The following is a 26,029-nucleotide window of genomic DNA, read 5'->3' as shown; positions in this document are numbered from 1 at the left end:
GATCCGGCCTCCGGCCCGGGGGTCGCCCGGCGTCGGGCTTCCCGGGCGCGGCGGCGACCGGTGGAACGGAGTCGGAAACGGGGTCGGAGGGGGGCCGCGGGGTCAGCGGCGGGTGAGCCTGCGGGCGACGGCGTCGCCGAGGCTCTGGACAGCCTGCACGAGGACCACCAGCACCACGACCGTGACGATCATGAGCAGGGTCTCGAACCGCTGGTATCCGTAGCGGACGGCGAGGTCGCCCAGTCCGCCGCCGCCGATCACTCCGGCCATCGCCGAGTACGAGATCAGCGTGACGATCGTGACCGTCAGCGCGGCGATCAGGCCGGGCAGCGCCTCCGGCAGCAGGACCCTGGCCACGATCCTGGCCCGGCTCGCTCCCATGGCCTGCGCGGCCTGCACGACGTCGCGGCCGACCTCGCGCAGCGCTGTCTCCACCAGCCGCGCGAAGAACGGGACGGCGCCGATCGTGAGCGGGACCGCCGCCGCTCCCGTGCCGATGGTGGTGCCGGTGATCAGCCGGGTCACCGGGATGACCGCGATCATCAGCACGATGAACGGCAGCGAGCGGCCGATGTTGACCACCAGCCCGAGGATCCGGCGGGCGAAGGGGGCGGGGAACAGCCCGCTCCTGTCGGTGCCGACCAGGGCGACGCCGAGGGGCAGCCCGAACAGGACGGTGAACAGCGTGGCCCAGGCGACCATCTGGGCGGTCTGCCCGGTGGCCTCCCACAGCAGGGGGCTCATGTCCGACCAGGTCATCGGGGCGCCACCTCCACCAGCAGGCCGCGGTCGCGCAGATAGCCGAGCGCCGCCTCGGACTCGCCGCCGGTCAGGCGTACGCGGAGCCGCCCGGCGGAGACTCCGGCGACCTCCTCCAGGGCGCCGCCGAGGATGTTCACGTCCACGTCGAACTTCCGTACGACCTGGGAGACGACCGGCTCGTCGGCGCGGCCGGAGTAGGCGCCGGTGAAGGTGATCGTCACGCTGCCGGGCTCGGGGGGCGCCAGCGGGAAGAGCTCCTCGGTGAGCCGGGATCCCGGTGTGGCCAGGAGCTCGGGGATCGGCCCCGCCTCCTCGATCCGGCCGTCGCTCATGATCGCGGCGGAGTCGCAGACGGCCTTGATGACGTCCATCTCGTGGGTGATCAGCAGGATCGTCAGCCCGAACTCGCGGTTGAGCCGCTTGAGCAGGGCCAGGATCGACTGCGTGGTGCCGGGGTCGAGCGCCGAGGTGGCCTCGTCCGAGAGGAGCACCGACGGGCTGCCCGCGAGGGCGCGCGCGATGCCGACGCGCTGCTTCTGCCCGCCGGAGAGCTGCGCCGGGTACGCGCCCGCCTTGCCGGCCAGCCCGACCAGCTCCAGCAGCTCCTCCACCCGCGCGGCGCGCCGGTCGCGCGGCATGCCCATGATCTCCAGCGGGAAGGCGACGTTCCCGGCGACGGTGCGCGAGGACAGCAGGGCGAAGTGCTGGTGGATCATCCCGATGCCCTGCCGGGCGCGGCGCAGCTCCCTCTCGCCGAGAGCGGTCAGGTCCCGGCCGCCGACGACGACCGATCCGCCGCTCGGGCGTTCGAGCAGGTTCACGCAGCGCAGCAGGGTGCTCTTCCCGGCGCCGCTCCGCCCGAGCACGCCGAAGATCTCGCCCTGGCGGACGTGGAGATCCACTCCGTCGAGGGCCACGACGGACCCGTAGACCTTGCGCAGGCCGGACACTTCGATCACGAGACTTCCCCTGGGACGACGACACGGGCGGCGGAGCACGGGCCCGGCCGGCGGGTCCCCGGAGGGAAGGGCAGGTGGCCGAAACGGCGCAGGACGAGGAAGTGCGCGGGGAAGTTCATGAACGGGCCTTCGGAGCGAGAAACGATCGAGATGACGTGGGGCTCAGGCCGGGCGACAGCCGCACTTCATCACGCCCCGCGTCGGCAGGGGCATGGGGGCGTCGCACATAACGTTCACGGTCACACCAACAGAAGGCCAGGTCGGCGATATTCCGATAATTCCCGACAATTAATGTGGTTTACCTCACATCACGCCGGCACGGGTACGGCCCGTGCCCCGGAAGGAGGCACGGGCCGTACGCGGCGGAGGGGCGCCGGGACCGCCGGGGAGCGCCCCGGGCGTGATCAGGCGGCGGCGTTCTGCGCCACCGTGGCGGGGGTCAGCGCGAGGTCGAGCACCTCGCGCACGTCGCTCACCGCGTGGACCGTGAGGTCCGCCAGCACGTCGGCGGGCACGTCGTCCAGGTCGGGCTCGTTGCGCGCCGGGATGAGGACCGTGGTGATCCCCGCCCGGTGGGCGGCGAGCAGCTTCTGCTTGACCCCGCCGATCGGCAGCACCCGGCCGGTGAGGGAGACCTCGCCGGTCATCGCGACGTCGCCGCGCACCGGACGGCCGGACAGGAGCGAGGCCAGCGCGGTCGTCATCGTGACACCCGCCGAGGGCCCGTCCTTGGGCACGGCGCCCGCCGGGACGTGGATGTGCACCGACCGGTCCTTCAGCGACCCGACCGGCAGCTCCAGCTCCACGCCGCGCGAGCGCAGGTAGGAGAGCGCGATCTGGGCCGACTCCTTCATCACGTCGCCGAGCTGGCCGGTCAGCGTCACGCCGGTCGACCCGGTCTCGGGGTCGGCCAGGGACGCCTCGACGTACAGGACGTCGCCGCCGGCGCCGGTGACCGCGAGGCCGGTCGCCACACCCGGCACCGCCGTACGCTGGCGGGACTCGGGCAGGGACGACTCGGGGACGTGCCGCGGGCGGCCGACGTAGGACTCGAGGTCGCCGGCGGACACCGCCACCGGGAGCGCGGCCTCGCCGAGCGCGACCCTCGCCGTGACCTTGCGCAGGACGCGGGCGACCGACCGTTCGAGCGAGCGCACTCCGGCCTCCCGGGTGTACTCGCCGGCGAGCCGGCGCAGCGCGTCGTCGTGGATCGCCACGTCGTCCGGCGTCAGGCCGGCCTTCTCGAGCTGGCGGGGCAGCAGGTGGTCGCGGGCGATGGCGACCTTCTCGTCCTCGGTGTAGCCGTCGAGCGTGACGATCTCCATGCGGTCCAGCAGCGGGCCCGGGATCTGTTCGAGCACGTTGGCCGTCGCGAGGAAGAGCACGTCGCTGAGGTCGAGCTCGACCTCCAGGTAGTGGTCGCGGAACGTGTGGTTCTGCGCCGGGTCGAGCACCTCGAGCAGCGCCGCGGTCGGGTCGCCCCGGTAGTCGGAGCCCACCTTGTCGATCTCGTCGAGCAGCACGACCGGGTTCATCGAGCCGGCCTCACGGATCGCGCGGACGATCCGGCCCGGCAGCGCCCCGACGTAGGTGCGCCGATGGCCGCGGATCTCCGCCTCGTCGCGCACGCCGCCGAGCGCGACGCGGACGAACTTGCGGCCCATCGCCCGCGCGACCGACTCGCCGAGTGAGGTCTTGCCGACTCCGGGAGGGCCCGCCAGCGCGAGCACCGCGCCGCTGCGGCGTCCTCCGACGACGCCGAGCCCCCGGTCGGCCCGGCGCTTGCGCACCGCGAGGTACTCGACGATGCGGTCCTTCACGTCGTCGAGGCCGGTGTGGTCGGCGTCGAGCACCGCCCGCGCGCCCGCGATGTCGTACTCGTCGGTGGTGTGCGTGCTCCAGGGGATGTCGAGGACGGTGTCCAGCCAGGTGCGGATCCAGCCGGTCTCGGGCGACTGGTCGGAGGTCCGTTCGAGCTTGGCGACCTCCTTCAGCGCGGCCTCGCGGACCTTCTCCGGGAGCTCCGCCGCCTCGATCCGCGCGCGGTAGTCCTCCTCCTCGTCGGAGGGGTCGCCGTTCAGCTCGGCCAGCTCCTTGCGCACGGCCGCGAGCTGCTGGCGGAGCAGGAACTCGCGCTGCTGCTTCTCCATGCCCTCCTGGACGTCCTTGCGGATGGTCTCCGCCACGTCCATCTCGGCGAGGTGGTCGCGGGCCCAGCCGACGAGCCGCTCCAGCCGCTCGACCGGGTCGGGGCTCTCCAGCAGGAGCAGCTTCTGCTGGGTCGTCAGCCACGGCGCGTACCCGGAGCTGTCGGCGAGCACGGACGGGTCCTCGATCTGGTTGACCGCGTCCACGACCTGCCAGGCGCCGCGCTTCTGCAGGATCGTCGTGGTGAGCGCCTTGTACTCCTTGGCGAGCTCGTCGGCGCGCGGGCCGGCCGGGACAGGCTCCAGCTCGGCGGCCTCGACCCAGAGCGCCGCTCCGGGGCCGGTGGTGCCGGTGCCCACGCGCATCCGGCTCACGCCGCGCACGACGGCCGCGGGCTCGCCGCCCGGCAGCCTGCCGACCTGCTCGACCACGGCGGCGACACCGACCGCGCCGTACCGGCCGTCGACGCGCGGCACGAGGAGCACCCGGCTCTCTCCGCTTCCGGCCCGGGCGGCGTCGATGGCCGCGCGGACCTCGGCGTCCGACAGGTCGAGGGGGACCACCATGCCGGGCAGCACGACCTCGTCGTCGAGGGGAAGGACGGGAAGGATCTGTGTCATCTGGTCGCTCCCAAAAGTTGAGTTATGCGGACTCAACTAACAGGAGTCCGCCCGTGTTCCCTTGGTTGCGCGAGTTCGCTGTGAGCGATCGTAATTCTGTAATTCGCCTGTGGCCACGGGGTTTCCGGCGGCACGCCCGGGATTCGGCGCCCACGGGTCGTGCCCGGGGGCGGATTCGGAACCGAACCGCGCGGCCGGGGCCGCCGAGGGAGGGGGCGCGAAGTGACGGTGTGCGAATTGTCGGTGGTCTCCCCTATCTTCGCGATCAGCTGACCGAAAGGAGCCGCCGTGTACCGGCAGGGAGACATCCTGATCGTTCCTGTGGCCGAGGAGGCCGTGCCCGCGCCGGCGAGGGCGTTGCCGCCGCAACCGCGAGACTCGCGCGGCCGTCTCGTCCTCGCCCTCGGCGAGGCGACCGGGCACGCCCACGCGATCCCCGGCCCCGGCACCCTGCTGCTCGATCCGAGCCCGCGCAACCCCGGATATCTGCATCTGCCCTCCGGCGGGCGGCTCGTCCACGAGGAACACGACGCGATCTCCCTGCCGAAGGGGTGGTACCGGGTGGTCAGGCAGCGGGAGTACGTTCCCGGCGCTTTCCGGGTGGTGGCCGACTGATGACGACCGAACTCACCGTCACCTGGCGTGAGGCGGCCTTCGCCACCGGTCCCGCCGACCGTGCCGTCGCCGAAGCGGGCGTACGGCGTGCGTACCGCGCGGCCGGGTTGCCCGAGCCCGAGCACATCCTCTGGTTCGACTCCCCGGCCGCCGGGGCCGTGGCGGCGGCCGTGCTGTCCGGCGATCCCGGGGCGCGGGCGGCCCTCGCCGCCGCCGGGCTGGGCCGGGTCGCCGACCAGGTCCTCGCCCGCGCCGGTACGGCGCCCGCCGGCCGGAGTGTCCGCGACGCCGTACGCACCGGCCCGTGGGAGGGCGCCCGGCGCGCCGTCCACGAGGTGCTGGGCCCGGCAGGCTGGGCGGGGGCCTGGGCGTCGAGCGGCGGCGAGCTGTGGCCGGAGGTGAACCGCCTGGTCGTCGAGATCCGGCGGGCGATCGCCGGTGATCGCGACACGGCCCGCAGCCCGTTCGCGGGAGCCGGCGGCGCGGCCGCCGGGGATGCCGACGTGCCCGCCGTCGGTGAAGCCGGCAGAGCTTCCAGTGCTGCGGGAGCCGCCGAAGCTGGCGAGGCTGCCGAAGCTGGCGAGGCTCGCGAGGCTGGAGTCGCCGAAGCCGCCGGGGCTTTCGGGGCTGCCGGAGTGGCCGAGGCGGCCGGGCGTGACCGTGCGGTGGGAGAGCTGCTGCGCGGCGTGACGCTCGACGCCGTCCTCGGCCAGCACGACGCGGCGTGGCTCAGCGCATTCGCACCGGACGCCGGCCTGCTCCGCGAGATCCTGACCGGAGTGGCCGAGGCCGAGCGGGCCGCGCTCGGCGGGCTCTTCGACGTGGCGCGCTCCGCCGGATGGTGGTGGCCCTTCGAGCGGGTGGCCCTGCTGTGCGAGCGCCCCCTTGAGCTGCACCTCGACGACCTCGGCCGGCTCCACCGGGCCGAAGGGCCCGCGATGCTCTTCGCGGACGGCTTCGCGCTGAACGCCTGGCACGGGATGCCGGTCCCCGCCGGATTCGGCGAGACCATGTCCACGCTCGACGCCGCCCGCATCCGCGCCGAGGACAACGCCGAGCTGCGCCGCGTGATGCTGGAGCACTACGGCTACGACCGCTATCTCAGCGACTCCGGCGCGTCCCCCGTCCACGCCGACGAGACCGGCGTGCTGTGGCGGATCGCCCTGCCCGGTGACGAGGACGTGACCATGGTCGAGGTGGTCAACTCCACGCCGGAGCCGGACGGCACCCGCCGCACCTACTTCCTGCGCGTGCCCCCGTGGGTCGTGCGGGCGCGGCAGGGCGTGGCCTGGACGTTCGGCGTCACGGAGGAGGAGTACCGCCCCGAGCGCGAAACCTGATCAGCGCCGCGCCGCCGGACGCCCCCCGGTCGGCGCGCGCCGACGCGCCGACCGGCCGACGGCGCTCGGCACGCGCGGTCAGGCCGGGGCGGACCAGCCGGCGGGGATGCGTTCGAGCACCCCGCCGGCGAACACGTCGTACAGGCCGAGCGGCTCCAGATGGACGTAGCCGATGTGGCAGTCGCACATCGCGGCGGGACACGGCCGGGGCCGCAGCGCGCTCTCGAACGACCCGTCGTACAGGTTGCCGATCACCTCGGGGATGAAGTGGCAGCGCCGGACCGTGCCGTCGCCGCTCACCGAGACCACGCTCTCGCCGGTGCGGCAGGGGAGCCCGGCGCTCGCGTGCGCGAACCTGCTGTGGCCGAAGAGCGGGTCGATCGCGGTCCACTCCGCCGCCTCGTCGTCGGTGTAAACCCGGCCTTCCTCGGCGTTCACCCACAAGTACGTGCCGGCGGGCAGGTCGGCGCGCAGCCGGCGGGCGGGTTCCAGGTGGTCAGGGTGGCCGACGATGCCGACGCTGTGCCGTACCCCCTGTTCGGTCAGCTCGCGGCATTTGGCGAGGAACCGGTCATAGGCCACCTGGCTGGGGTGATAGGTGACCCACAGCGCGAGCCGGGTGAGATCGGCCCGCGCGAGCCAGCCGGTGCGGCAGCTCAGGTTCGTCTGGACCGCCACCCTCCGCACGTGCGGGAGCCTGCTCAGCTCGACCATGGCACCGCGGTACCAGGAGCGGACCAGGGCCTCACCCCACGGAGTGAAGAGCACCGAGACCGGATGGTCGCGCCCGGCCACCCAGGCGGTGAAACGCTCCAGCGCCGCGCGGTCGGCGCGCAACCGCTCGGGATCGTCCCGCCGCTTCGCGAAGGGGCAGTACGCGCAGTCGTAGTCGCAGCTCGCCAGGGGCCCCCGATAGAGGATCGACAGATGCGTTCCTTCTCGGGGGGCGGGGTCCGGGGTCACGAGCGGGAGGGGGATCCTGTCGTTCATCGAATCTCCTTGAGCGTGGGCCCCGGGCTTCGGCCGGGGCTCGACCCGTGAGGGCCGCAGTCCCCGGCTTCGGCCTCGGGGAGGACGTCAACGCTCCTCGTAGCCGTCCATCAGCTTCTCCACCCGGCTGGAGAACAGCGCGGGGCCGACCGCGTCGGAGTGGGCCAGCCCCTCGGGGGTGAGCCGGAGCCGGCGGTCGTCGATCTCCAGCCATCCGCGTTCCGCGAGCCGCGCCGGCTCCCCTCCGAAGTCGGCGAGCACGTCCGTGCCGAAGCGCCGCGCGTAGTCGGCCCGGGAGAGCCCGTCCGCCTGGAGCAGCGACTGGATCACGTGGCGGCGGCGCCGCTCCTCGTCGTCGAGGTGGAAACCGACGTTCGCCACCGCGAACTCCTCGCGCGGCAGCCGGACGTACTCGTCGATGATCGCCCGCACGTGGCGGGCGCTCACGGCGTACTCGTACGAGTAGTGCAGGTCCCGGGTGTACGAGCGCGCGCCGCAGCCGAGCCCCACCATGCCGTCGGTCTGGCAGCAGTATTCGGTGGTGCCGCCGCGTCCGGGCAGCCGGAACATCCGCATCGAGACCTGCTCGTATCCGGCGGCCAGCAGGTGGTCGCGGCCGGTGCGATACAGCTCCAGGCGCTGGTCGTCCCACGCCCGGCCCTGTCTGCCCAGCCCGGTCAGCGGCCGCACGTACAGCGGGTAGAGGTACAGCTCCTCCGGCCGCCAGGCCAGCGCGGCGTCGAGGGAGCGGCGCCAGGAGTCCGGGGTCTGGCCGTCGATCCCGTAGATCAGGTCGATGTTCAGCGTCTCGAACCCCTCGGCGCGGATCGTGTCCAGCGCTCTCTCGACCTCCGCCCGCCGCTGCGGTCGTACGGCGGCGCGCGCCTCGGCGTCGATGAAGCTCTGCACGCCGATCGAGATCCGGGTGGCGCCCCGCTCCGCGAGCACGGCCATCCGGTCGGGGGTGGCGGTCGCGGGCGAGGTCTCCACCGACAGCGGGATGGCCCGGAAATCCACCCCCGTGATCCGCTCGGCGAGGTCGAACAGCCGGGTCAGCTCGCCGGCGCTGAGATAGGTCGGCGTGCCGCCGCCGATCGCCGACGTGACGAACCGGGGCGCGTCGCCCAGCGCGTCACGCACGGCTTCCGCCTGCCGTTCGAGCGCGTCCAGATAGGCCGAGGTCAGCTCCTCGGGGGCCCCGGTCCGGGTGAACAGGTTGCAGAACCCGCACCGCATCTCGCAGAAAGGGATGTGCAGGTAGAGGAAGAGGGCGTCGGTCCGCTCCCCCGCCCACACGTCGCGGAGCAGCGGACGCGGGTCGAGCGGCCGGTAGGCCGTCTTGTGCGGGTAGGCGTAGACATATCCCTGATAAGGGCTGTCGTCGCCCTCCTGCTCGCCTGGCGCTCCCGAATCCAGAAACCCGTCATCGGCCGCCGCGCGCCGGATGCCCGGCCCCTCGACGGGCACGGCGGTCATCCCGGCGCCGGTCCGCTTCACGTCACTCTCCACTCGCGGGGCTCCGCCTCCGGTGTCCATGGCCTGCTCGATCTCCCACTCCTCTTGCCGGACGCGCTCCGCGTCTCCGCTCCCCCTGCCGGGCGTGAGCGGTGCCTCCGCGTCCTCTGCCGGGCTCGTGCGCCGTGTCACGTATCGCCGCCGCCCGTCTCCGGGGCGGGCCCCTCCCGTGAGGCGCGATCCAGGACGAACTCCGCGTAGGGGACCGTCCACACCACCTCGTGCCCGATCCGGTGCCCGGTGTGGCCGTCCTCGCCGTACGCCGTGCCGTGGTCGGAGCAGACGATCGCGAAGCACGGGCGACGCCGCGTCATGAGCGCGAACAACCGTCCGATGTGGCGGTCCACGTACTCCAGCGCGGCGGCGTGGCTCGCCCTCGTGTCGCCGTGCTCCCTGGTCGCCCCCGGCAGGTGGAACCAGTTCGGCTGGTGCAGCGCGGACACGTTGAGCAGCAGGAACACCGGCCGCTCCACGTCGCGCAGCACCCGGCCCACGCGGTCGATCTGCCGCTCCAGGGAGCGTTCGGAGGTCACCCCGAACTCGGGCTCCCAGTGGCTCTCCGCGAAGAGCCCGGGCAGGGCCGAGCCGAGCGGCGTCCGTTTGTTGAAGAAGCCCACTCCCCCGACGCAAACCGTGTGATAGCCCGCCGCGGCCAGCCCCGACGGCAGGTCGGGCGCGTCGAAGACCCAGGTGCCGGGAGCGGTCGTCTCGCTGCCCGGGAACACGGCGGCGAACGGGCGCGGATGCGGCCCCGGCGCCGCGGGCGTGGGCAGGAACCCGGCGAGCATCGCGGCGTGCGCGGCGTAGGTGAAGCTGCCGGGGCTGTGGCGGCGCTCCCAGCGTCCGCCGGGGAGGACCCGGGCGAGGTTGGGCAGCCGTCCCGCCTCGGCCAGCTCGGCGGCCACGTCATAGCGCAGCGTGTCGAGCGTCACCAGCAGGATGTCGTGGCTGCCCACGACCGTGTTCATGTCACGCACGCGATCCCTCCGTGTGTCTCCCGGCGCCGTGTCCGGGACGCCATCCGCCGAGCACCGCCGCCACCTGGGCGGCGTACGTGTCGAGGCCCGCGGCCGGGGTGCCGGCGAGACCGGGGAGACCGGGCAGCAGGTCACCGAAGGCGTTGACCTCGGCGACCGCCAGGGAGCGCAGATCGGATCCGATCATGAGGTCCACCCCGGCCGCCAGGCTGCGCGGGAAGCGGGCGGCGGCCCGCGCGCACACGTCCAGCGCGCGTTCCCAGGTCGCCGCGCCCAGCCGCTTCCTGACATCGTCGAGCTCGCCCCGCGCGCCGCCCAGGTGGAGGTTCGTCATGGGGCCCCGGCCGACGCGCGCCACCACGTGCGACGGCGTCCCCGCCACGCAGACCACCCGCAGGTCGAACGCCCGTCCCGCGATCGACGCCTTGGGGAACCAGCGCTCCACGTGCAGTCCGTCCGCGGCCAGCGCGCCGACGATGGTCGCGATCTCGTCCTCGGTCTCGTACGTGCGGATCCGCAGCGAGTTGTGCAGCGACGGACCGGGGCCGAGAGCCGCCGAGGTCACGGCCTTGATCCGGGAACCGTACGCCTGCAGGGCGAGCACACCGGACGCCGAGGACCCGTGGGCGGGCTTGACGAACACCCGCGCCCAGCCCCGCCGCGCCATCTCCTCCCGCAGGTCGTCGTACGAGGTGACCGGCCCGTCCAGGGCATCCGGGACGGGGACACCCGCGTCGCGGAGCCGGCGATGGGTGAGCCGCTTGTCGAACATCACCGCGATCTCCTCGGGGTCGCCGAGCAGGCACGCCGACGGCGCGGCTTCGACCAGGTCCCGCACCCGGGTCAGCCCGGCGAGGAAGGCGCGGTACCACCGGGCGCCGCCCTCCACCCGGCTCGGATCGCCGGGGCCGCGCAGCAGAGCGTCGGTCTCGGCGTCCTCGCCGGGCGAGTCGATCCGCACCAGAGCGCCGGGCGGGACGAGGACCTCGCCCGCCGCGAGGACGTCACGCCAGGGGATCACGATCGGCGCGGGCAGGCCGCGCCGGACCGCCGCGTCGGCGAACATCGTCACCCTGCGGTCGCCGGGTGTGCCGACGACGGCGAACCGGGCACTCCCCCGCGCCTCACCCACCGCCACACTCCACTCCATCCGAATCACGCGTCCGGTCACGCGGCACCGAGTGCCGGCGAGACGGGCGGCAGGGCCCGGAGCCGCCGGGCTCCCGGCTCGTACGACGCCCCGCTCAGGGACGCGTCACTCGCTCACCGCGACGTAGCGCCAGACCACGCCGTCGCCGTCGTCGTCGCCCCCCTCCTGCTCGGAGAGGTCGACCTCGACGCCGGGCAGGGACTCCCGCAGCCGCTTGATCATCGCGTCGCCCATGAAGTGGTGATGGAGGTCGAGGCGGCGCAGATGGGTGAGCGGCTGGCCGGTCAGCAGCGCCTCGGCGCCCACGTCGGTGAGGACCCCCATGGACAGGCTGAGCGTCTCCAGCCGGGCGACGACGGGCGCCGCCGCGACCGCCGCCGCGATCTCGTCCTCCAGCTCGCTGTCCTGCAGGCCCAGGTGGCGCAGGGCGGGAAGCCGGACGCCGGACAGGATGGCCTCCAGGTCGGCCACCGTGGCGTCGCCGCCGTAGTTCTCGACGCCGAGCCACAGCTCCAGACGCTCGAGCGCCGGGAGGTCGCACTCGGCCACGGCGCGCACGACCGCGCCGCGCAGACCGCCGGTCTCCAGCCGGAGCATCCGCAACGCCCCGTGCCGGACCGGGCGCAGCACCAGCCCCTCCCCACCGCGGATCTCCAGCCGCTCAAGCAGCGGGAACGCCTCCAGCAGCGGCGTCACGTCGGACTGCTGGATCCACGAGATCTCGCACTCCTCCGACATCATGGCGCCGACGAACAGCGACCGCAGCGCCGGGAAACGGGCGGCGTTGTCGGCCAGGAGCCGGATCACCTCGTCGGACGAGGTGTCGTACGCCTCCTCCCACGCACCGATCACGATGGCGGTGACCTTGGTGGTGTCCACCCGCTCCAGGAACCAGGCGAAGGTCTCCGCGTAGTCGCGTTCGGAGTCGTACACGTCGGCCGACAGCCGCCAGGCCACGGAATCGGGCGCGGGAAGCTCACCGGCCTCCTCTTCCGGATCGACCTCCAGGACCGGAAGGCCCGCGTACCGATCGCGGTAATCGTGGACGCCACGCTGGTTTTCGTCGTACTCGACCATGCCGAACTCCTCGCCGGGGTGAAGCTGCGGCACTGTCCTACCAGAGGTGTCCGACAGTTCCCGCATCGGCGAGTCGGACCGCGCCCCGCCGCCCGTGCGGCACGCCGGATCGCCCACCGCCACGTCGCGCCCCATCGTCGCCGCCGTCCGGGCGCGCCCACCGGCGCCCCCGCCCCGCACGCGTACGCCGGGGACGGACCATGATGGGCCGTGTGGAATCCGACCAGATCCGGCTCAGGTCCGCCACCGGGCGATGGGTCATCCTGGCGACCGTTCTCGGGTCCGGGATGGCGATGCTCGACAGCACGGTGGTCAACGTCGCGCTTCCCGCGATCGGCCGGGACCTGGACGCCGGCATGTCGGGTCTGCAATGGACGGTCAACGCGTACACGCTCACTCTCGCGGCCCTGATCCTGCTCGGCGGCTCGCTCGGCGACCGGTACGGCAGGCGCAAGGTCTTCCTCGTCGGGATCGTGTGGTTCGCCCTGGCGTCGGCCCTGTGCGGTTTCGCCCCCAACGTCCCGGTGCTCGTCATCGCCCGGGCGGCGCAGGGCATCGGGGGCGCGCTGCTCACCCCGGGCTCGCTGGCGATCATCCAGGCGACCTTCCCCCGGGACGACCGGCCCCGCGCGATCGGCGCGTGGTCCGGGCTGGGCGGCGTCGCCGCCGCCGTCGGGCCGCTGGTCGGGGGCTGGCTCGTGGAGTCGGTCGGCTGGCACTGGGTGTTCCTGATCAACCTCCCGATCGCGGCCGTCGCCGTACTGGTCACCGTGCGGCACGTCCCGGAGAGCAGGGACGTCGCGTCCTCCGGGCGGTTCGACGTCCTGGGGGCGGCGCTGGCGGCGCTGGCCCTCGCGGGCGTCACGTACGGACTGATCGAGCCGGGCGCCGGGAGGATCGCGCTGGCGGCCGGGCTGGTGCTCGCCGTCTGCTTCGCCGTCCTGGAGGTCAGGCGCTCGCCCGAGGCGCTGGTCCCCGTGCACATCTTCGCCTCGCGGGTCTTCACCTCGATCAACGTCGTGACGATGATCATGTACGCGGCGATGGGCGTGGTCTTCTTCCTGCTCGTGGTCCAGTTGCAGGTGTCGGCCGGGTTCTCGGCGATCGCGGCGGGGTCGGCGATGCTGCCGGTCACGGTCCTGATGCTGCTGCTGTCGGCCCGCGCCGGGGACCTGGCCAGGCGGATCGGCCCCCGGCTGCCCATGACGGCGGGCATCCTCATGTGCGCCGCGGGCCTGCTGCTGATGAGCCGCATCGGCCCCGGAGCCACGTACCTGGTGGACGTCTTCCCCGCGGCCATGCTGTACGGCCTGGGCCTGTCCGCGGCGGTCGCCCCGCTGACCGCGACGGTGCTGGCGTCGGCCAGGGAACGGTACGCGGGCCTGGCCAGCGGCATCAACAACGCGGTGGCCCGCACCGGCAACCTGCTCGCGGTCGCCGCGATCCCGCCGCTGGTCGGCCTGACCGGCAGCGCGTACGACTCTCCGCACGAGTTCACCTCGGGGTTCCAGACCGCGATGCTGGTCGGCGCGGCCATGCTCGCGGTCTCCGCCGGGATCGCGTTCTCCACGATCAGGACCAACGTGCTGGTGTCGGCTCCCGGGCCGGCCGGGCGCACGCACTGCGGAGTGGCGGCGCCGCCCCTGGAGCGGCGGGATCCGGAAACGGGCTGAGCCGCGGGAGGGGGCACCACATCGCGGGGCCGATCCCGCCGTACGGCGGCGCGGGCGCGGCCCGGGCTCCTATGGTGATCTCGTGCGCGCGTCCACTCTGACCAGATTCGCCCCATGTCTGCTCGCCGGTCTCCTCGCCGCCGCCACGGCGTCCTGTGCCGCGACGGACTCCGGCCCGCGCCCGCCCCGTTCCTCCTCCCCCGCCGCGACCCCGGCGACCGGCGTGCCCTCCGCGACGGCGGCGCGCGACGCCCGCGAGGCGGCGAAGGCCCGTGACTTCAACGGCGACGGGTACGCCGACCTCGCCGTCGGCGTACGCGAGGGGGCGGTGAACGGCGTTCCGGGCGCCGGCCGCGTCCAGGTGGTGTACGGCTCGTCCTCCGGCGTGGCGTCCACGCGGCGGCAGGTTCTCGACAGGGGCGGCGCGGCCGTGAAGGGCGAGGGCTTCGGGGCGACCCTCGCCTCCGGCGACCTCGACGGCGACGGGTACGCCGACCTCGCCGTCGGCGCGCCCGGGAGGGGCGGGCGCGCGGGCTCGGTGACGATCGCCTTCGGCGCCGGACCGGGGCTCTCCGACCGGCTGGTCGCCCTGGACAGGCCGGGGGACACGACGGGGTTCGGCGCGGCCCTCGCGGTGGGCGACTACGACGGGGACGGCCGCGACGACCTGGCCGTGTCCACCTTCGACGCCGTATGGGTGGCCTATGGAAGCGGCGGCATCCGGCGGGGACGGGCCGGCTGGACGCCCGTGATGGGGAACACCGCGCGGGTCGGCCCGCTGGCGTCCGGGGACGTCGACGGCGACGGGTACGCCGACCTCGCCGTCGTCTACTCGGAGGACGACCCGGCCGACGAGGGCATGGGAGCGGTCTACCGGGGTTCGCGGGAGGGTCTGGCGGACCGGCTGCCCGGGACGTTCCCCGGCTGGGGCGTGGGCGACGTAGCCATCGGCGACCTGGACGGCGACGGATTCGGCGACGTGGTCGCGGGCAACTCCTACGCCGACGCCGAGGATCCGGGCGGGCAGATCTACGTCAGCCGGGGCTCCGCCCGGGGCCTCGAGGCCGAGCGCGTGATCTGGACGCTGTCGTCTCCCGGCATGCCGCGCGCCCCCGAGGGCACGGACGGCCTCGGCGGCGCGGTCGCCGTCGGGGACGTCGACGGCGACGGGTACGCGGACGTCGCGGTCGGCGCGAGCGGCGGGGCGGGGGCGGCCCTCGTCCTGTACGGCGGCGGGAGCGGCGTCTCCGCCCGGGGGGCGCGCCTGTACGACCCGGGGTCGGCGGGTGTGGCAGCGGACGTGGTCCAGGGTTTCGGCCAGGAGGTGGCCCTCGCCGATCTCGACGGGGACGGGCGGGCCGAGCTCGCCGTGTCCACCCGCGCCGAGCAGCGGGTGACGGTCCTCTCCCCGGGCGGTCCGGAAACCGGCGGCGGCGCGGCGAAGGGCGCCGTCCAGCTCACCCCGGCACGGCAGGGCGAGGGCTTCGGCCACCCCCTGAACTGAGCCGGTCCCCGGACCGAGCCGCCTCTCCGGGCTGAACCCGGCCCTCCGGACTGCGCCGCCCCGCCGAACCGACCCGGCCTTCTGAGCTGGACCGGCCCTCCGAAAACGGGCCCGCCCGGTGAACAGCCCAGCCCCCGAGCTGACCCGCCTCTGAGTGCAACCGGCCACGTTTACCGGCCGGCCGCCCGTGACCTGCGACGGGACCCCTGGTGAACTCTGCGGGCCGCCGGGGTCCGCGCGTCGGAACCGTCAGAGGTACGGCCGCAGGTAGTCGTTGGCCGAGCCGCATCCCAGGTAGTTCCGCACGGTGTGGAAGTCGAGCCAGTCGATGTTGCAGCTCACGTCGCGCTCGACGCCGTCGAAGTGGTCGCGCAGGCCGGGCGGGATCGCCGCGATGTCGTCCTTGTCGGCGATGTTGACCCAGCGGCCCACGCCGGGCGGCCGGGCGCCCCGTCCCCGGACGGGCACCGGCAGCAGCCGCTCGAAGACGACGTTCCGCATCGCGAGGGGGCTGCCGAGCGTGACGAGGAGTTCGGCGGACAGGTCGGGGTGTGCCCAGAACGCCTCGTAGGCGACGACGCTGCCGAGCGAGTGGGCGACCACGACGCGCGGCCGCCTGCGCCGGATGACGTCGGCGACGGCGTCCCGCGCCTTCGTCCTCGGGTCGCCGCCGCCGAGGTAGGCCGCGACCTCGGGGCAGAAGTCCTCGGCGAACCGCACGGCCTGCGCGCCCAGCCTGCCGAGCAGCCATTCGGCGAGCCGGTGGGCGATCCCGGTGAGGGTCTCGCCCGCCCGGCTCCGCACCCGCCCGTCGAGCTGCCGGGCCCAGTCGGAGAACACCAGCTTCGCGTCCGGGGTCATCTCACGGATCGGGGCCGGGCCGGTGCGGCGCAGGTGGTGGGCGTAGTAGGCGATCTCGGAGAAGTACTCGGCGCCACCGTAGGAGGCTCCGCCGGTGAGCCCCTTGTCCAGGTAGCCGTTCCACTTGAGCCGCATGGCCTCGGCGGCCCGGCCGGGCGATCCTCCGGCCTCCTGGTAGTAGTGGTACTTGCCGATCCCGTGGACTCCCACCATGGTGGTCATGCTCGCGCCCCTGCCTCCCGCCCCTGCCCGCGTGCCCCCGCCTGGTTCACTGGGGATAAATCAGTTGATCCGGCCTCGGCCCGGATCGCTACGCTGAACCGCTCCCGACGCCGACCCGTCACCATCCCGAGGCCGTCCCGTCATCGGTCGGGTACTGCCGAGCCCCGGGAACCCGGGGAAGCAGCCCCGGGACCCGCAAACCCCAGCAAGTCCGGAAATTTCCGGAAGACTCGTGAAAGAGGAGACCATGCCAGGCCCGTTGCACATCCGCGGCTCGGTCGTGATCCCGGAGGCGGAGCTCACCTGGCGTTTCTCGCGCTCGTCGGGCCCCGGCGGCCAGGGCGTCAACACCACCGACAGCCGGGTCGAGCTGAGCTTCGACGTGGCGGCCACGACCGCGCTCGGCCCCGCGCTGAAGGCCCGGGCGCTCGAACGGCTCGGCTCCCGCCTGCACGACGGCGTGCTCACCGTGGCCGCCTCCGAGCACCGGTCCCAGCTCCGCAACCGCGAGGCCGCCGCGGTACGGCTGGCGCACCTGATCGCGGAGGCGATCGCGCCGCCGCCGCGCAAGCGCCGCCCCACCAAGCCGTCCCGCGCCTCCGTGGAGCGGCGGCTCGCCGCCAAGAAGCACCGTTCCGACGTCAAGCGCCTGCGGCGCGACACCGGCTGACCCCGTACGCTGAGGAGATGGAACTCCCCCCGAGCGTGCGGGCCGTACTCCTCGAATCCGACGGCGAGGAGGACCGGCTCATCCTGTTCCGCCGCACGGTGCCGGGCCGCGACCTCTACTGGTCCGCCCCCGGAGGGCACGTCGAGCCGGAGGACGCGACCCTCGAGGACACGCTCAGGCGCGAGATGCTGGAGGAGCTCGGCGCGACCGTCGATGCGATCACCCCGCTCACCACGCTGAGCTGCGTCCAGGAGAACGGTGTCAAGACCCAGCACGTGTACGGCTGCCGCCTCGTCTCGATGGACATCGCGTTGCGCTGCGGGCCCGAGTTCAGCGACCCCGCCCGCGGCCACTACGAGGTCGTACGGCTGCCGCTGCGCCCCGAGGAGATCAGCGCGATCAATTTGATCCCCGAGGAGCTCGGGACGTACCTGGGCGAGTACATCTCCCGGCTGCCCGAGCTGATCGGCTGACGACCGCGCCGCGCCCGCTGGGCGCCCGGCTGGTTCTCGGCCGGAAAGGCCGCCCCCCGGGAAGACCCCCAGTGGGAAGCCGTCCGGTGGAAGGCCGTCCGGGTGAAGGCCGCCACGCCGGCGGGCGGAAGGGCACGGGATCAGTCCCGGCGGTCCTCCATCTCCCAGATGTGGTCGATGACGTGCCAGGCGGTGCGGCGCAGCGCGTAGCGGACCGGCCAGCCGCCCGGCACGGGAACACTCCCGCCCGGTCGCGCGAGAACCTCCACCAGTTCCCCGCGCATCCTGTCCCTGGCCTCGCGGTCGCCGTGGAACGGCTTGTGCCGCACCCCGACCTTGCGCGCGTAGGCGCGCTCCGCCTCGACGACGTGGGCGACCATCCGGTCGCGGTCCCGGCCGCCGCCCCGCGGCCCCTTGCGCAGCTCCTCGGGAGAAGCCGCGGCCACCTCGTCGAAGATCTCCCAGGCGGCCCGCAGCAGCGCGATCCCGCGGTCGGCCTCCTCCGCGTCCATCGGGGCGCGGTCGGCCTCCGCGACGGCGTCGGGCGCGCCGAAGTCCGTGGTGCTGGTGCCCTTGACCCGCTCGACCACGACCGGGTCCCCGGGCGAGAAGGGCAGCCCCGCCCGCTCGGCGACCAGCCGGTAACGCGGTTCGTAGCCGGTCAGGGTCTCGATCGCGAGCTCCTCCGAACTCCCGATGCGGCACCAGCCCGGCCAGTCGAGGGAGCACGCGAAGACCTTCTTCGGTCCCAGTTCCAGATAAACGCGGTTCATGACGGCAGGATCGCAGCCGATCCTGCCAGGGAGCGGCAGGAATCCGGAGGGTCCGAAGGGGCCGAAGGGGCCGAAGGGGCCGAAGGGGCCGGAGGGTCCCGAGGAGAGGTCAGACCAGGTCGATCAGGTCGGCGACCGAGGCGGCGACGTGCGACGGGCGGAACGGGAAGCGGTCGATCTGCTCCTTCTGCGTGACGCCGGTCAGCACGAGGATCGTGTGCAGGCCCGCCTCCATGCCGCAGACGATGTCGGTGTCCATCCGGTCGCCGATCATGGCGGTGCTCTCGCTGTGCGCGTCGATCCGGTTGAGCGCGCTGCGCATCATCATCGGGTTCGGCTTGCCGACGAAGTACGGCTCGACCCCGGTGGCCTTGGTGATCAGGGCGGCGACCGCCCCGCAGGCCGGGAGCGACCCCTCGTGCGACGGGCCCACCGGGTCGGGGTTGGTGGCGATGAACCTGGCGCCGTTCTCGATCAGCCGGATCGCCCGCGTTATCGACGTGAAACTGTAGGTCCTGGTCTCGCCGAGCACCACGTAGTCGGGGTCGAGGTCGGTCAGCACGTATCCCGCCTGGTGCAGCGCCGTGGTCAGCCCCGCCTCGCCGATCACGTACGCCGAGCCCTCCGGGCGCTGGGTCGACAGGAACGCCGCGGTCGCCAGCGCCGACGTCCAGATCGACTCCGGCGGGACGTCCAGGCCGGCGGCGCGCAGCCGTACGGAGAGGTCGCGCGGCGTATAGATGGAGTTGTTGGTGAGCACGAGGAAGCGACGTCCGGTCGCGCGCAGTTTCGCGATGAACTCGTCGGCGCCCGGGACCGGGTGCCCCTCGTGAACAAGCACCCCGTCCATGTCCGACAGCCAGCATTCGATCGCTTTACGCTCACTCATGCCTCCAGCATGTCAGGGAGCGCGCCGGACCCGCGAGACACGGGCCGCCCAGAGCACGACCGAAAGATCACGACAAAGACGACAGGCAGGCCGTAAGGGTTGCGGACGATTCCCACATCTGGGATAACGTGTCCCATCCCGAAAAACCATTCGAGGAGTGTTCACCCTGGTGCCCGTTTCCGCAGACCGAGGCGTCATCATCGCTCCGGGCACCGGTTCCCGGCGCCACCAGGCCGAATCCCCACGCACGGCCGGGCGCGAGCCGGCCGATAGAACCAAGGAGTGCCTCGTGCTTCCACGATCAATCACGCGGCGCCGCATCGCGCTGGTCGGCGCGCTGGCCGTAGCCGCGGGGCTCACCCTTTCGGCGTGCGGCGGCGACGAGACCGCCGGCACCGACACCGCGGCCCCCGCGCCCAGTGCCGAGAGCACGCTGGCGAAGCTCGTACCGGAGAACATCGCGGCGGACGGCAAGATCCTTATCGGTAGTGACGCATCCTACCCGCCCAACGAGTCCGTCGACCCCGCCAGTCAGAAAATCGTCGGCTGGGAGGTCGAGCTGGGTGAGGCGCTCGCCGCCAAGCTCGGGCTCAAGGCCGACTTCCAGAACGCCGGCTTCGACACGATCATCCCGGGCATCCAGTCCGGCAAGTACGAGCTCGGCATCTCGTCCTTCACCGACAACCCTGAGCGGGAGAAGGTCGTCGACTTCGTGACGTACTACTCGGCCGGCACCTCCTGGGCCGCCCTGAAGGGCAACCCCCAGGGCGTCAACCCGGACGACGCCTGCGGCAAGAAGATCGGCGTCCAGCAGGGCACGGTCCAGATCGACGACATCAAGGCGCGCAGCGACAAGTGCGTCAAGGACGGCAAGCCCGCGATCGAGCAGGTCGTGCGCAAGGGCCAGACCGAGGTCAACGCCGACCTGGTGTCCGGCAAGATCGACGGCATGCTCGCCGACTCGCCCATCGTGGGTTACGCGGTCAAGCAGACCGGCGACAAGCTGGAGACCATCGGCCAGCTCTACGACTCGGCCCCGTACGGCTTCGCGATCGGGAAGAACTCCGGCACGATGAAGGACGCCGTGATGGGCGCCCTCAAGGAGCTCATGGCCGACGGCACCTACACCAAGATCCTGGAGAAGTGGGGCGTCCAGGACGGTGCCATCACCACCCCCGTGATCAACGGCGCCGGCGGCTGATCCATGTCCGTGGGTGAAACGGAACCGCGCACCGGGACGATCAAGGCCGTCCCGGTGCGTCACCCCGGCCGCTGGGTCGCGGCCGTGGCCGTCGCGGTGCTGGCCGCGATGCTGGTCAACAACCTGATCACCAATGAGGCGTACAACTGGGCGGAGCAGCTCAAGTACCTGTTCTCGCCCCCGGTGCTCGAAGGTGTGCGCAACACCATCTGGCTGACCGTCGCCGCGATGGCGGGCGGCGTCGCGCTGGGCATCGTGCTCGCGCTCATGCGGCTGTCCGCGAACCCGCTGCTGCGCGGGGCCGCCTGGCTGTACATCTGGGTCTTCCGCGGCACGCCGCTGCTCACCCAGTTGCTGATCTGGGGCAACATCGGCGCGCTGTTCCCCACCATCGGCCTGGGCATCCCGTTCGGTCCGGAGTTCGTCAGCGCGCAGGCGAGCGCGCTGTACAGCGCGGCCGCCGCGGCGGCGCTCGGATTGATCTTCAACGAGGCGGCCTACATGGCCGAGATCGTGCGCGGCGGCATCCAGTCGGTGGACGCGGGCCAGCAGGAGGCGGCCAGCGCGCTCGGCCTGACCCGGGCGCAGACGCTCCGCCGGATCGTCCTGCCCCAGGCGATGCGGGTGATCGCGCCGCCGACGGGCAACGAGGCGATCTCGATGCTGAAGAACACCTCGCTCGTCATGGCGGTGCCGTACTTCGAGCTCACCTTCGCGGTGCAGAACATCTACTCGCACACGTACCAGATCATCCCGATGCTGGTCATGGCCTGCCTCTGGTACCTGTTCCTGTCGTCGCTCATGATGATCGGCCAGCACTACCTCGAGCGGCACTACGGCAAGGGGTACGCGCGATGAGCGAGACCACGAACGCCCCGCTGGACATGGCGGCCGAGGGCCTGATGGTGAAGGCCGAGCGGGTCTGCAAGAACTTCGGCCACGTCGAGGTCCTCAAGGGCATCGACCTGGAGGTGCGGCAGGGCGAGGTGATGTGCGTCGTCGGGCCGTCCGGCTCGGGGAAGTCCACCTTCCTGCGCTGCATCAACCACCTGGAGAAGATCGACGCGGGCCGGCTGTGGGTCGACGGGCACCTCGTCGGCTACCGCCAGCGCGGCGACAAGCTGTACGAGCTGCGCGAGAGGGAGGTCTCCGCCCAGCGCAGGGACATCGGCATGGTGTTCCAGCGGTTCAACCTCTTCCCGCACATGACGGCGCTGCAGAACGTCATGGAAGCACCGATGCTGGTCAAGGGCGAGGGCAAGGACGCCGCCAAGGCGCGGGCCGAGCAGCTGCTCGAACGGGTCGGCCTGTCCGACCGGATGGGCAACTACCCGTCCCAGCTCTCCGGCGGCCAGCAGCAGCGGGTCGCGATCGCCCGGGCGCTCGCGATGCAGCCCAAGCTCATGCTGTTCGACGAGCCCACGTCCGCGCTGGACCCCGAGCTGGTCGGCGAGGTCCTGGACGTCATGCGCGACCTGGCCCGCGAGGGCATGACGATGGTCGTGGTGACGCACGAGATGGGGTTCGCGAGGGAGGTCGGCGACTCGCTCGTCTTCATGGACGGCGGCGTGGTCGTCGAGCAGGGCGCGCCGCGCGAGGTGCTGGCCAACCCCCAGCACGCGCGTACGCAGGCGTTCCTGTCCAAGGTCCTCTGAGCACGGCGTGCCGCACGGCGGTCGAGGGGAGCGCTCACGGAGCGCTCCCCTCGACCGCTTTCCGGCCCCGGACGCGTGAGAGCCGCCGGCGCCGCGGGACGGACCGGTCCTCGACGTGGCGCCGGAGGACGTGCGCGGGGAGCCCCGTCCACCGGCCGTCACACGCGGCACCGGAGGGAAATAAACGGAAGACCGCTCCGGTTGTGGTCGGAGTGAGCACGGACATCATTCGCGGCGTCCCGCGCGGGACCGCCGACCTCCCCCTGTCGATCCTCGAACTCGCGACCGTCGGTGAGGGGAGCGACCCCGCCGAGTCGCTCCGAGCGGCCACCGAGCTGGCGAAACGCGCCGAGGAGTGGGGCTACCACCGCATCTGGGTCGCCGAACATCACGGAATGCCCGGCGTGGCCAGCTCCTCCCCCGCGGTGATCATCGCCCATCTCGCGGCGGCGACACGTTCGATCAGGGTCGGCTCGGGCGGTGTCATGCTGCCCAACCACGCCCCGCTGGTCGTCGCCGAGCAGTTCGGCACGCTGCACGCCCTGCATCCCGGACGGATCGACCTCGGGCTCGGCCGCGCCCCCGGCACCGACATGGCCACCGCGAACGCCCTGCGCCGCTCGGCCGACGTCGACCCCGACGCGTTCCCCGAGCAGGTGGCGGAGCTGACCGCCTTCCTCGACGGCGCCTTCCCCGAGGGGCACCCGTACGCGAGGATCCAGGCGATCCCGCGCGGCGGCGACCGGCCGCCCATCTGGCTGCTCGGGTCCAGCGGGTTCAGCGCCCGGCTGGCCGGGCTGCTCGGGCTGCCCTTCGCCTTCGCCCACCACTTCAGCGCGGCGAACACCGAGCCGGCGCTCGACCTCTACCGGTCCTCGTTCCGCCCCTCGGAGGTCCTCTCCGAGCCGTACGCGCTGATCGGCGTGGCGGCCGTGGCGGCGGACACCGAGGCGGAGGCGCTCCGGCAGGCCATGCCGGGGGCGCTCTCGTGGCTGCGCATGCGCCGTGGCGCGCCGGGCCTGTTCCCGTCGCCGGAGACCGCCGAGGCGTACCCGTTCACGCCTATGGAGACGGACTTCGTCCGCGAGCGGCTGTCCAACGTGGTGTACGGGGACGCCGAAGGAGTGCGCGCGGGCCTGGAGGAGCTGCGCAAGCGCACCGGCGCCGACGAACTCATGATCACCACGATGGTCCACGGCGCCGAGGCGCGGCTGCGCTCCTACCGGCTCATCGCCCAGGCGTACGGCATGACCGCGTGACCGCCGGGCCGCACGGCCGCGGAGACGGCCCGGCGGCCCGGCCTCGGGGCGACGACCGCGCGGGCGGGAGGCCGCCCCACGGGCGTGAGCGCGTGCCGGCTTCCGAGGGGCGCCCGATATCGTGGCTTCGGCCGTCCCGCCCCGGGTGATTCCCGGGTGAGGACGTTGCCGGCCGCGGGCGACGCAGGAAGGACCCCGATGCGCGATTCCGGCGAGATCGACCTCGAGCGGTTCCGGGTGGAGCTCGGCGGTTATTGCTACCGGATGCTCGGCTCGGCGTTCGAGACGGAGGACGCCGTACAGGAGACCCTGGTGCGCGCCTGGCGCAACCGCGACCGCTTCGACCCGGCCCGGGGGACGTTGCGGTCCTGGCTGTACGGCATCGCCACCAACATCTGCCTGGACATGCTGCGCAGCGCGCAGCGCCGCGCCCGCGCGATGGACCTCGGCCCGTCCGCGCAGGCCGGGCCCGACATCGGCGCGCCGCTGCCGCCGAGCGCCTGGCTGGAGCCGATCCCGGACGGCCGCGCCCTACCCGCGGGAGGCGATCCGGCGGAGCTGGCGGCGCGGCGCGAGACGATCCGCCTGGCGTTCGTCGCCGCGCTCCAGCACCTGCCGCCCCGCCAGAGGGCGGTGCTGATCCTGCGCGACGTGCTGTCGTGGAAGGCGGACGAGGTCGCGCGCTTGCTGGACACCACGGTCGCGTCGGTCACCAGCGCGCTGCAACGCGCTCGCGAGACCCTGAAGACCCTCGACGTCCCTCCCGCCGAACCGTTCGCCTCGATGGACCGGGCGCGACGACGGCTCCTCGCCCGCTACTGCGAGGCTTTCGAACGCTACGACGTGGAGACCCTCGTGTCGCTGCTGCACGAGGACGCCACCATGTCGATGCCGCCGTTCCCGTGGTGGTTGCGCGGTCGCGGTGAGATCCGCCGGGCGCTGCTCGCCGCCGGGCGGCCGTGTGAGGGCGCGCGCCTGGTGCCGACCGCCGCCAACGGCTCGCCCGCGTTCGCGCAGTACCGCCCCGGCGGGCCGGACGGCCGCTTCGAGCCGTTCGCGCTCATCGTCATCGAGTTCTCCGGCGGCCTGATCGGCGAGACGACGACCTACCTCGACGCCGCGCGCCTGTTCCCGCTCTTCGGCCTGCCCGCCGCTCTCGAGCCTCCCGCCGTCCGTTGAGCCGCGGCTCGGCGTGGGCGGCGGGGACGGGAGGCACGCCGCCGCTCCCCTCCTTACGGAACTTCCGGACCGGCGATGAGTTTCCGCGTGCCGATCCGTATTACGGGAAAGGGCGCGCTCAGCTGGGACGCGCCGGCACCGGAGATGAAGGGATGACGGCATGACGACCGACAATGTGGACGTCGACGGCGTGAAGGCGGGGGCCGGCGCGGGCTCGCCCACCGCTTCCGTGGACGACGAGGTGAGCCTTCCCCAGGGCCTCTCCAGGCCCGCCCGGCGAGCTCTCGTCGCCGCCGGTTTCACGCGTCTGGACCAGTTCACCCGGGTCAGCGCGGCGGACATCGGCCGCCTGCACGGCGTGGGCCCCAAGGCGGTGGACCTGCTTCGCCTGACCCTCGCCGGCAACGGCCTCTCCTTCGCCGGGGAAGGGTGAACCGGTCCGCCGTCTCGTACGCGGCCGGCCTCCGCGCGCTCGTTCGCGGGGGCCGGCCGCGCGGCGTGGCACTCCGGCCCCGGCCGCGAAAGACCTGAACTCGGCCGGTCGGCGGACGCCCCGCCGCGGGACCGAACGCGTGGCACGCGGGCCCCGACGGCGAAGGGCTGGGATCAGGACCGGGCGGGGGCGAGGGCTTCGAGGGCCTCCTCCGCCCGGCGCATCGACTCCGCGGGGTCCGCGTCCGGGTTGCCGATCTCGGGGTCGAAGTTGAGGTCGTGGAAGACCTCCGTCACCCCCTTCTCCCCGAGGGCGGCGACGTCGGCGCGGATCTTCTCGTAGGACCCGGTGAGCGGCCCCTCGTCGGCCGCGAGCACGCGGGTGACGCCCCGGCAGACGAACCGCAGGGCCTCGGGGGCGCGCCCCGCCTCGCGCGCCGCGTTCTTGACGATCGCGATCTGCTCGTCGATCGTCCCGAGGTCGGCGCGGCTGGAGCTGATCCAGCCGTCGGCGATCCGCCCCGCCCGGCGCAGCGCCACGGCGGCCGTGCCGCCGAGCAGGATCGGGGGCGCGGTGACCGGCTTCGGGTCCTGGTGGACCGGCGGCAGCTCGTAGAACTCGCCCTTGTGCTCCACCACGTCGTCCGTCCAGAGACGGCGGAGGATGTCGACGTACTCCTCCCCGCGCCTCCCCCTGCGCTCCATCGGGACACCGGACGCACGGAACTCCTCGGGAAGCCAGCCGAGGCCGAGCCCGACGTCCAGCCGCCCGCCCGACACGTCCTGCAGGGTGGCGAGCTGCTTGGCCATCAGGGCGGGCGAGACGAACGGCAGGTTCAGCACCGCGACGCCGAGACGGATCCGGTCGGTGAGGCCCGCCAGGTAGGACAGGCCGACGATCGGATCCCGCACGCTCCGGTACACCGGCCCCATCTGGTGCCCGACCGGGTAGAGCAGCCGCTGGAAGGACCACACCTCGTGGTAACCCAGCTCCTCGGCGCGGCGCGCGATCCGCTTCATGTTCCCCGGCGTCGCCCAGGAGCCGGAGACCGGTACGGCAAAGCCAATCCTCATAGGGGCACCAT

General features: G+C 73.0%; 24 protein-coding genes. 12 read left to right on the top strand and 12 right to left on the bottom strand.

The window, feature by feature from the left end:
- Positions 1-102: 102 nt before the first annotated feature.
- The 3 genes from AWQ70_RS06465 to lon all read right to left on the bottom strand — a co-directional run bounded on the left by AWQ70_RS06465 (position 103) and on the right by lon (position 4,489).
- A complete protein-coding gene (locus tag AWQ70_RS06465; protein ID WP_067171694.1) occupies positions 103-759 on the bottom strand; it encodes a methionine ABC transporter permease in 657 nt (218 codons plus the stop codon).
- The gene (locus tag AWQ70_RS06460; RefSeq protein ID WP_067171693.1) at positions 756-1,721 is read right to left on the bottom strand and encodes a methionine ABC transporter ATP-binding protein; all 966 of its coding nucleotides are present in this window, start codon (positions 1,719-1,721) and stop codon (positions 756-758) included. Before AWQ70_RS06460 ends, AWQ70_RS06465 begins: the two co-directional genes overlap by 4 nt.
- A gap of 404 nt (positions 1,722-2,125) precedes the next feature.
- Entirely contained in the window at positions 2,126-4,489 is a 2,364-nt protein-coding gene (gene lon, locus AWQ70_RS06455; protein WP_067171692.1) for an endopeptidase La, read from the bottom strand.
- Positions 4,490-4,777: 288 nt separating this feature from the next.
- Here lon and AWQ70_RS06450 point away from each other — a divergent pair, with 288 nt between their 5' ends.
- Positions 4,778-5,104 carry a DUF8820 family protein gene (locus tag AWQ70_RS06450; protein WP_067171690.1) on the top strand — a complete coding sequence of 109 codons (327 nt, stop codon included), beginning with the start codon at positions 4,778-4,780 and terminating at the stop codon, positions 5,102-5,104.
- On the top strand, positions 5,104-6,444 hold the full coding sequence (locus AWQ70_RS06445; protein WP_067171688.1) for a DUF6745 domain-containing protein: 1,341 nt from the start codon (positions 5,104-5,106) through the stop codon (positions 6,442-6,444). The genes AWQ70_RS06450 and AWQ70_RS06445 overlap by 1 nt, the downstream gene beginning before the upstream one ends.
- A 78-nt stretch (positions 6,445-6,522) precedes the next feature.
- Here the strand turns inward: AWQ70_RS06445 and AWQ70_RS06440 are convergent, their stop codons facing one another.
- The 5 genes from AWQ70_RS06440 to AWQ70_RS06420 form a co-directional block, all read right to left on the bottom strand.
- Positions 6,523-7,434, bottom strand: coding sequence for an STM4011 family radical SAM protein (locus AWQ70_RS06440; protein ID WP_169808626.1), 912 nt, complete (start codon positions 7,432-7,434; stop codon positions 6,523-6,525).
- Positions 7,435-7,521: 87 nt separating this feature from the next.
- On the bottom strand, positions 7,522-8,931 hold the full coding sequence (locus AWQ70_RS06435; RefSeq protein ID WP_245646776.1) for an STM4012 family radical SAM protein: 1,410 nt from the start codon (positions 8,929-8,931) through the stop codon (positions 7,522-7,524).
- Positions 8,932-9,077: 146 nt separating this feature from the next.
- Positions 9,078-9,917, bottom strand: a complete 840-nt coding sequence (locus AWQ70_RS06430; RefSeq protein WP_067171686.1) for an STM4013/SEN3800 family hydrolase — start codon at positions 9,915-9,917, stop codon at positions 9,078-9,080.
- 1 nt (position 9,918) lies between these two features.
- Positions 9,919-11,064 (bottom strand): STM4014 family protein, encoded by a 1,146-nt coding sequence (locus AWQ70_RS06425; protein WP_067171685.1) that lies wholly within the window; start codon positions 11,062-11,064, stop codon positions 9,919-9,921.
- Positions 11,065-11,181: 117 nt separating this feature from the next.
- Positions 11,182-12,186 carry an STM4015 family protein gene (locus AWQ70_RS06420; protein ID WP_245646774.1) on the bottom strand — a complete coding sequence of 335 codons (1,005 nt, stop codon included), beginning with the start codon at positions 12,184-12,186 and terminating at the stop codon, positions 11,182-11,184.
- 179 nt (positions 12,187-12,365) lie between these two features.
- Here AWQ70_RS06420 and AWQ70_RS06415 point away from each other — a divergent pair, with 179 nt between their 5' ends.
- Positions 12,366-13,826 (top strand): MFS transporter, encoded by a 1,461-nt coding sequence (locus AWQ70_RS06415; RefSeq protein ID WP_373282308.1) that lies wholly within the window; start codon positions 12,366-12,368, stop codon positions 13,824-13,826.
- 82 nt (positions 13,827-13,908) lie between these two features.
- The gene (locus AWQ70_RS06410; RefSeq protein WP_067171684.1) at positions 13,909-15,330 is read left to right on the top strand and encodes an FG-GAP repeat domain-containing protein; all 1,422 of its coding nucleotides are present in this window, start codon (positions 13,909-13,911) and stop codon (positions 15,328-15,330) included.
- A 249-nt stretch (positions 15,331-15,579) separates the two neighbouring features.
- Here the strand turns inward: AWQ70_RS06410 and AWQ70_RS06405 are convergent, their stop codons facing one another.
- Positions 15,580-16,413, bottom strand: a complete 834-nt coding sequence (locus AWQ70_RS06405; RefSeq protein ID WP_067171683.1) for a hypothetical protein — start codon at positions 16,411-16,413, stop codon at positions 15,580-15,582.
- Between the two features lie 247 nt (positions 16,414-16,660).
- Between AWQ70_RS06405 and arfB the strand changes: the two genes are divergently transcribed.
- Positions 16,661-17,083, top strand: a complete 423-nt coding sequence (gene arfB, locus AWQ70_RS06400) for an alternative ribosome rescue aminoacyl-tRNA hydrolase ArfB (protein ID WP_067171682.1) — start codon at positions 16,661-16,663, stop codon at positions 17,081-17,083.
- 17 nt (positions 17,084-17,100) lie between these two features.
- Entirely contained in the window at positions 17,101-17,556 is a 456-nt protein-coding gene (locus AWQ70_RS06395; RefSeq protein ID WP_067171680.1) for an NUDIX hydrolase, read from the top strand.
- A 140-nt stretch (positions 17,557-17,696) separates the two neighbouring features.
- On the opposite strand, the gene AWQ70_RS06390 is transcribed toward AWQ70_RS06395, so the two are convergent.
- Together AWQ70_RS06390 and AWQ70_RS06385 are read right to left on the bottom strand one after the other, a co-directional pair.
- Positions 17,697-18,329, bottom strand: a complete 633-nt coding sequence (locus AWQ70_RS06390) for a DinB family protein (RefSeq protein ID WP_067171679.1) — start codon at positions 18,327-18,329, stop codon at positions 17,697-17,699.
- A gap of 109 nt (positions 18,330-18,438) precedes the next feature.
- Complete coding sequence (locus AWQ70_RS06385) at positions 18,439-19,218, bottom strand: HAD-IIA family hydrolase (RefSeq protein ID WP_067171678.1); 780 nt, start codon at positions 19,216-19,218, stop codon at positions 18,439-18,441.
- A gap of 289 nt (positions 19,219-19,507) precedes the next feature.
- Here AWQ70_RS06385 and AWQ70_RS06380 point away from each other — a divergent pair, with 289 nt between their 5' ends.
- From AWQ70_RS06380 to AWQ70_RS06355, 6 genes are all read left to right on the top strand, one after another.
- Positions 19,508-20,419, top strand: a complete 912-nt coding sequence (locus tag AWQ70_RS06380; protein WP_067171817.1) for an ABC transporter substrate-binding protein — start codon at positions 19,508-19,510, stop codon at positions 20,417-20,419.
- Between the two features lie 9 nt (positions 20,420-20,428).
- Positions 20,429-21,277, top strand: coding sequence for an amino acid ABC transporter permease (locus AWQ70_RS06375; protein WP_373282307.1), 849 nt, complete (start codon positions 20,429-20,431; stop codon positions 21,275-21,277).
- Positions 21,274-22,074: an amino acid ABC transporter ATP-binding protein gene (locus tag AWQ70_RS06370; RefSeq protein WP_067171671.1), complete on the top strand. Its 801-nt coding sequence runs from the start codon at positions 21,274-21,276 to the stop codon at positions 22,072-22,074. The genes AWQ70_RS06375 and AWQ70_RS06370 overlap by 4 nt, the downstream gene beginning before the upstream one ends.
- A gap of 212 nt (positions 22,075-22,286) precedes the next feature.
- Positions 22,287-23,333, top strand: coding sequence for an LLM class flavin-dependent oxidoreductase (locus AWQ70_RS06365; protein WP_067171816.1), 1,047 nt, complete (start codon positions 22,287-22,289; stop codon positions 23,331-23,333).
- A gap of 198 nt (positions 23,334-23,531) precedes the next feature.
- On the top strand, positions 23,532-24,512 hold the full coding sequence (locus AWQ70_RS06360) for a sigma-70 family RNA polymerase sigma factor (protein WP_067171670.1): 981 nt from the start codon (positions 23,532-23,534) through the stop codon (positions 24,510-24,512).
- Between the two features lie 160 nt (positions 24,513-24,672).
- Complete coding sequence (locus tag AWQ70_RS06355) at positions 24,673-24,945, top strand: helix-hairpin-helix domain-containing protein (RefSeq protein ID WP_245646773.1); 273 nt, start codon at positions 24,673-24,675, stop codon at positions 24,943-24,945.
- Between the two features lie 173 nt (positions 24,946-25,118).
- Here AWQ70_RS06355 and AWQ70_RS06350 read toward each other — a convergent pair whose 3' ends face one another.
- Positions 25,119-26,018, bottom strand: a complete 900-nt coding sequence (locus AWQ70_RS06350; protein WP_067171659.1) for a TIGR03619 family F420-dependent LLM class oxidoreductase — start codon at positions 26,016-26,018, stop codon at positions 25,119-25,121.
- Positions 26,019-26,029 lie beyond the last annotated feature (11 nt).

It is taken from the genome of Microtetraspora niveoalba, from assembly GCF_001570405.1.
GTDB classification, from domain to species: Bacteria; Actinomycetota; Actinomycetes; order Streptosporangiales; family Streptosporangiaceae; genus Microtetraspora; species Microtetraspora niveoalba.
This window is presented reverse-complemented; position numbering and strand designations above follow the sequence as displayed.

Excerpts from the sequence above, each read along its gene's own strand:
- AWQ70_RS06385 (WP_067171678.1), bottom strand. The coding sequence starts at position 19,218 with ATGAGTGAGCGTAAAGCGATCGAATGCTGGCTGTCGGACATGGACGGG.
- AWQ70_RS06430 (WP_067171686.1), bottom strand. The coding sequence starts at position 9,917 with ATGAACACGGTCGTGGGCAGCCACGACATCCTGCTGGTGACGCTCGAC.
- AWQ70_RS06465 (WP_067171694.1), bottom strand. The coding sequence starts at position 759 with ATGACCTGGTCGGACATGAGCCCCCTGCTGTGGGAGGCCACCGGGCAG.
- AWQ70_RS06350 (WP_067171659.1), bottom strand. The coding sequence starts at position 26,018 with ATGAGGATTGGCTTTGCCGTACCGGTCTCCGGCTCCTGGGCGACGCCG.
- AWQ70_RS06405 (WP_067171683.1), bottom strand. The coding sequence starts at position 16,413 with ATGACCACCATGGTGGGAGTCCACGGGATCGGCAAGTACCACTACTAC.
- AWQ70_RS06390 (WP_067171679.1), bottom strand. The coding sequence starts at position 18,329 with ATGAACCGCGTTTATCTGGAACTGGGACCGAAGAAGGTCTTCGCGTGC.
- AWQ70_RS06360 (WP_067171670.1), top strand. The coding sequence starts at position 23,532 with ATGCGCGATTCCGGCGAGATCGACCTCGAGCGGTTCCGGGTGGAGCTC.
- AWQ70_RS06370 (WP_067171671.1), top strand. The coding sequence starts at position 21,274 with ATGAGCGAGACCACGAACGCCCCGCTGGACATGGCGGCCGAGGGCCTG.
- AWQ70_RS06355 (WP_245646773.1), top strand. The coding sequence starts at position 24,673 with ATGACGACCGACAATGTGGACGTCGACGGCGTGAAGGCGGGGGCCGGC.
- lon (WP_067171692.1), bottom strand. The coding sequence starts at position 4,489 with ATGACACAGATCCTTCCCGTCCTTCCCCTCGACGACGAGGTCGTGCTG.
- AWQ70_RS06395 (WP_067171680.1), top strand. The coding sequence starts at position 17,101 with ATGGAACTCCCCCCGAGCGTGCGGGCCGTACTCCTCGAATCCGACGGC.
- AWQ70_RS06445 (WP_067171688.1), top strand. The coding sequence starts at position 5,104 with ATGACGACCGAACTCACCGTCACCTGGCGTGAGGCGGCCTTCGCCACC.
- AWQ70_RS06440 (WP_169808626.1), bottom strand. The coding sequence starts at position 7,434 with ATGAACGACAGGATCCCCCTCCCGCTCGTGACCCCGGACCCCGCCCCC.
- arfB (WP_067171682.1), top strand. The coding sequence starts at position 16,661 with ATGCCAGGCCCGTTGCACATCCGCGGCTCGGTCGTGATCCCGGAGGCG.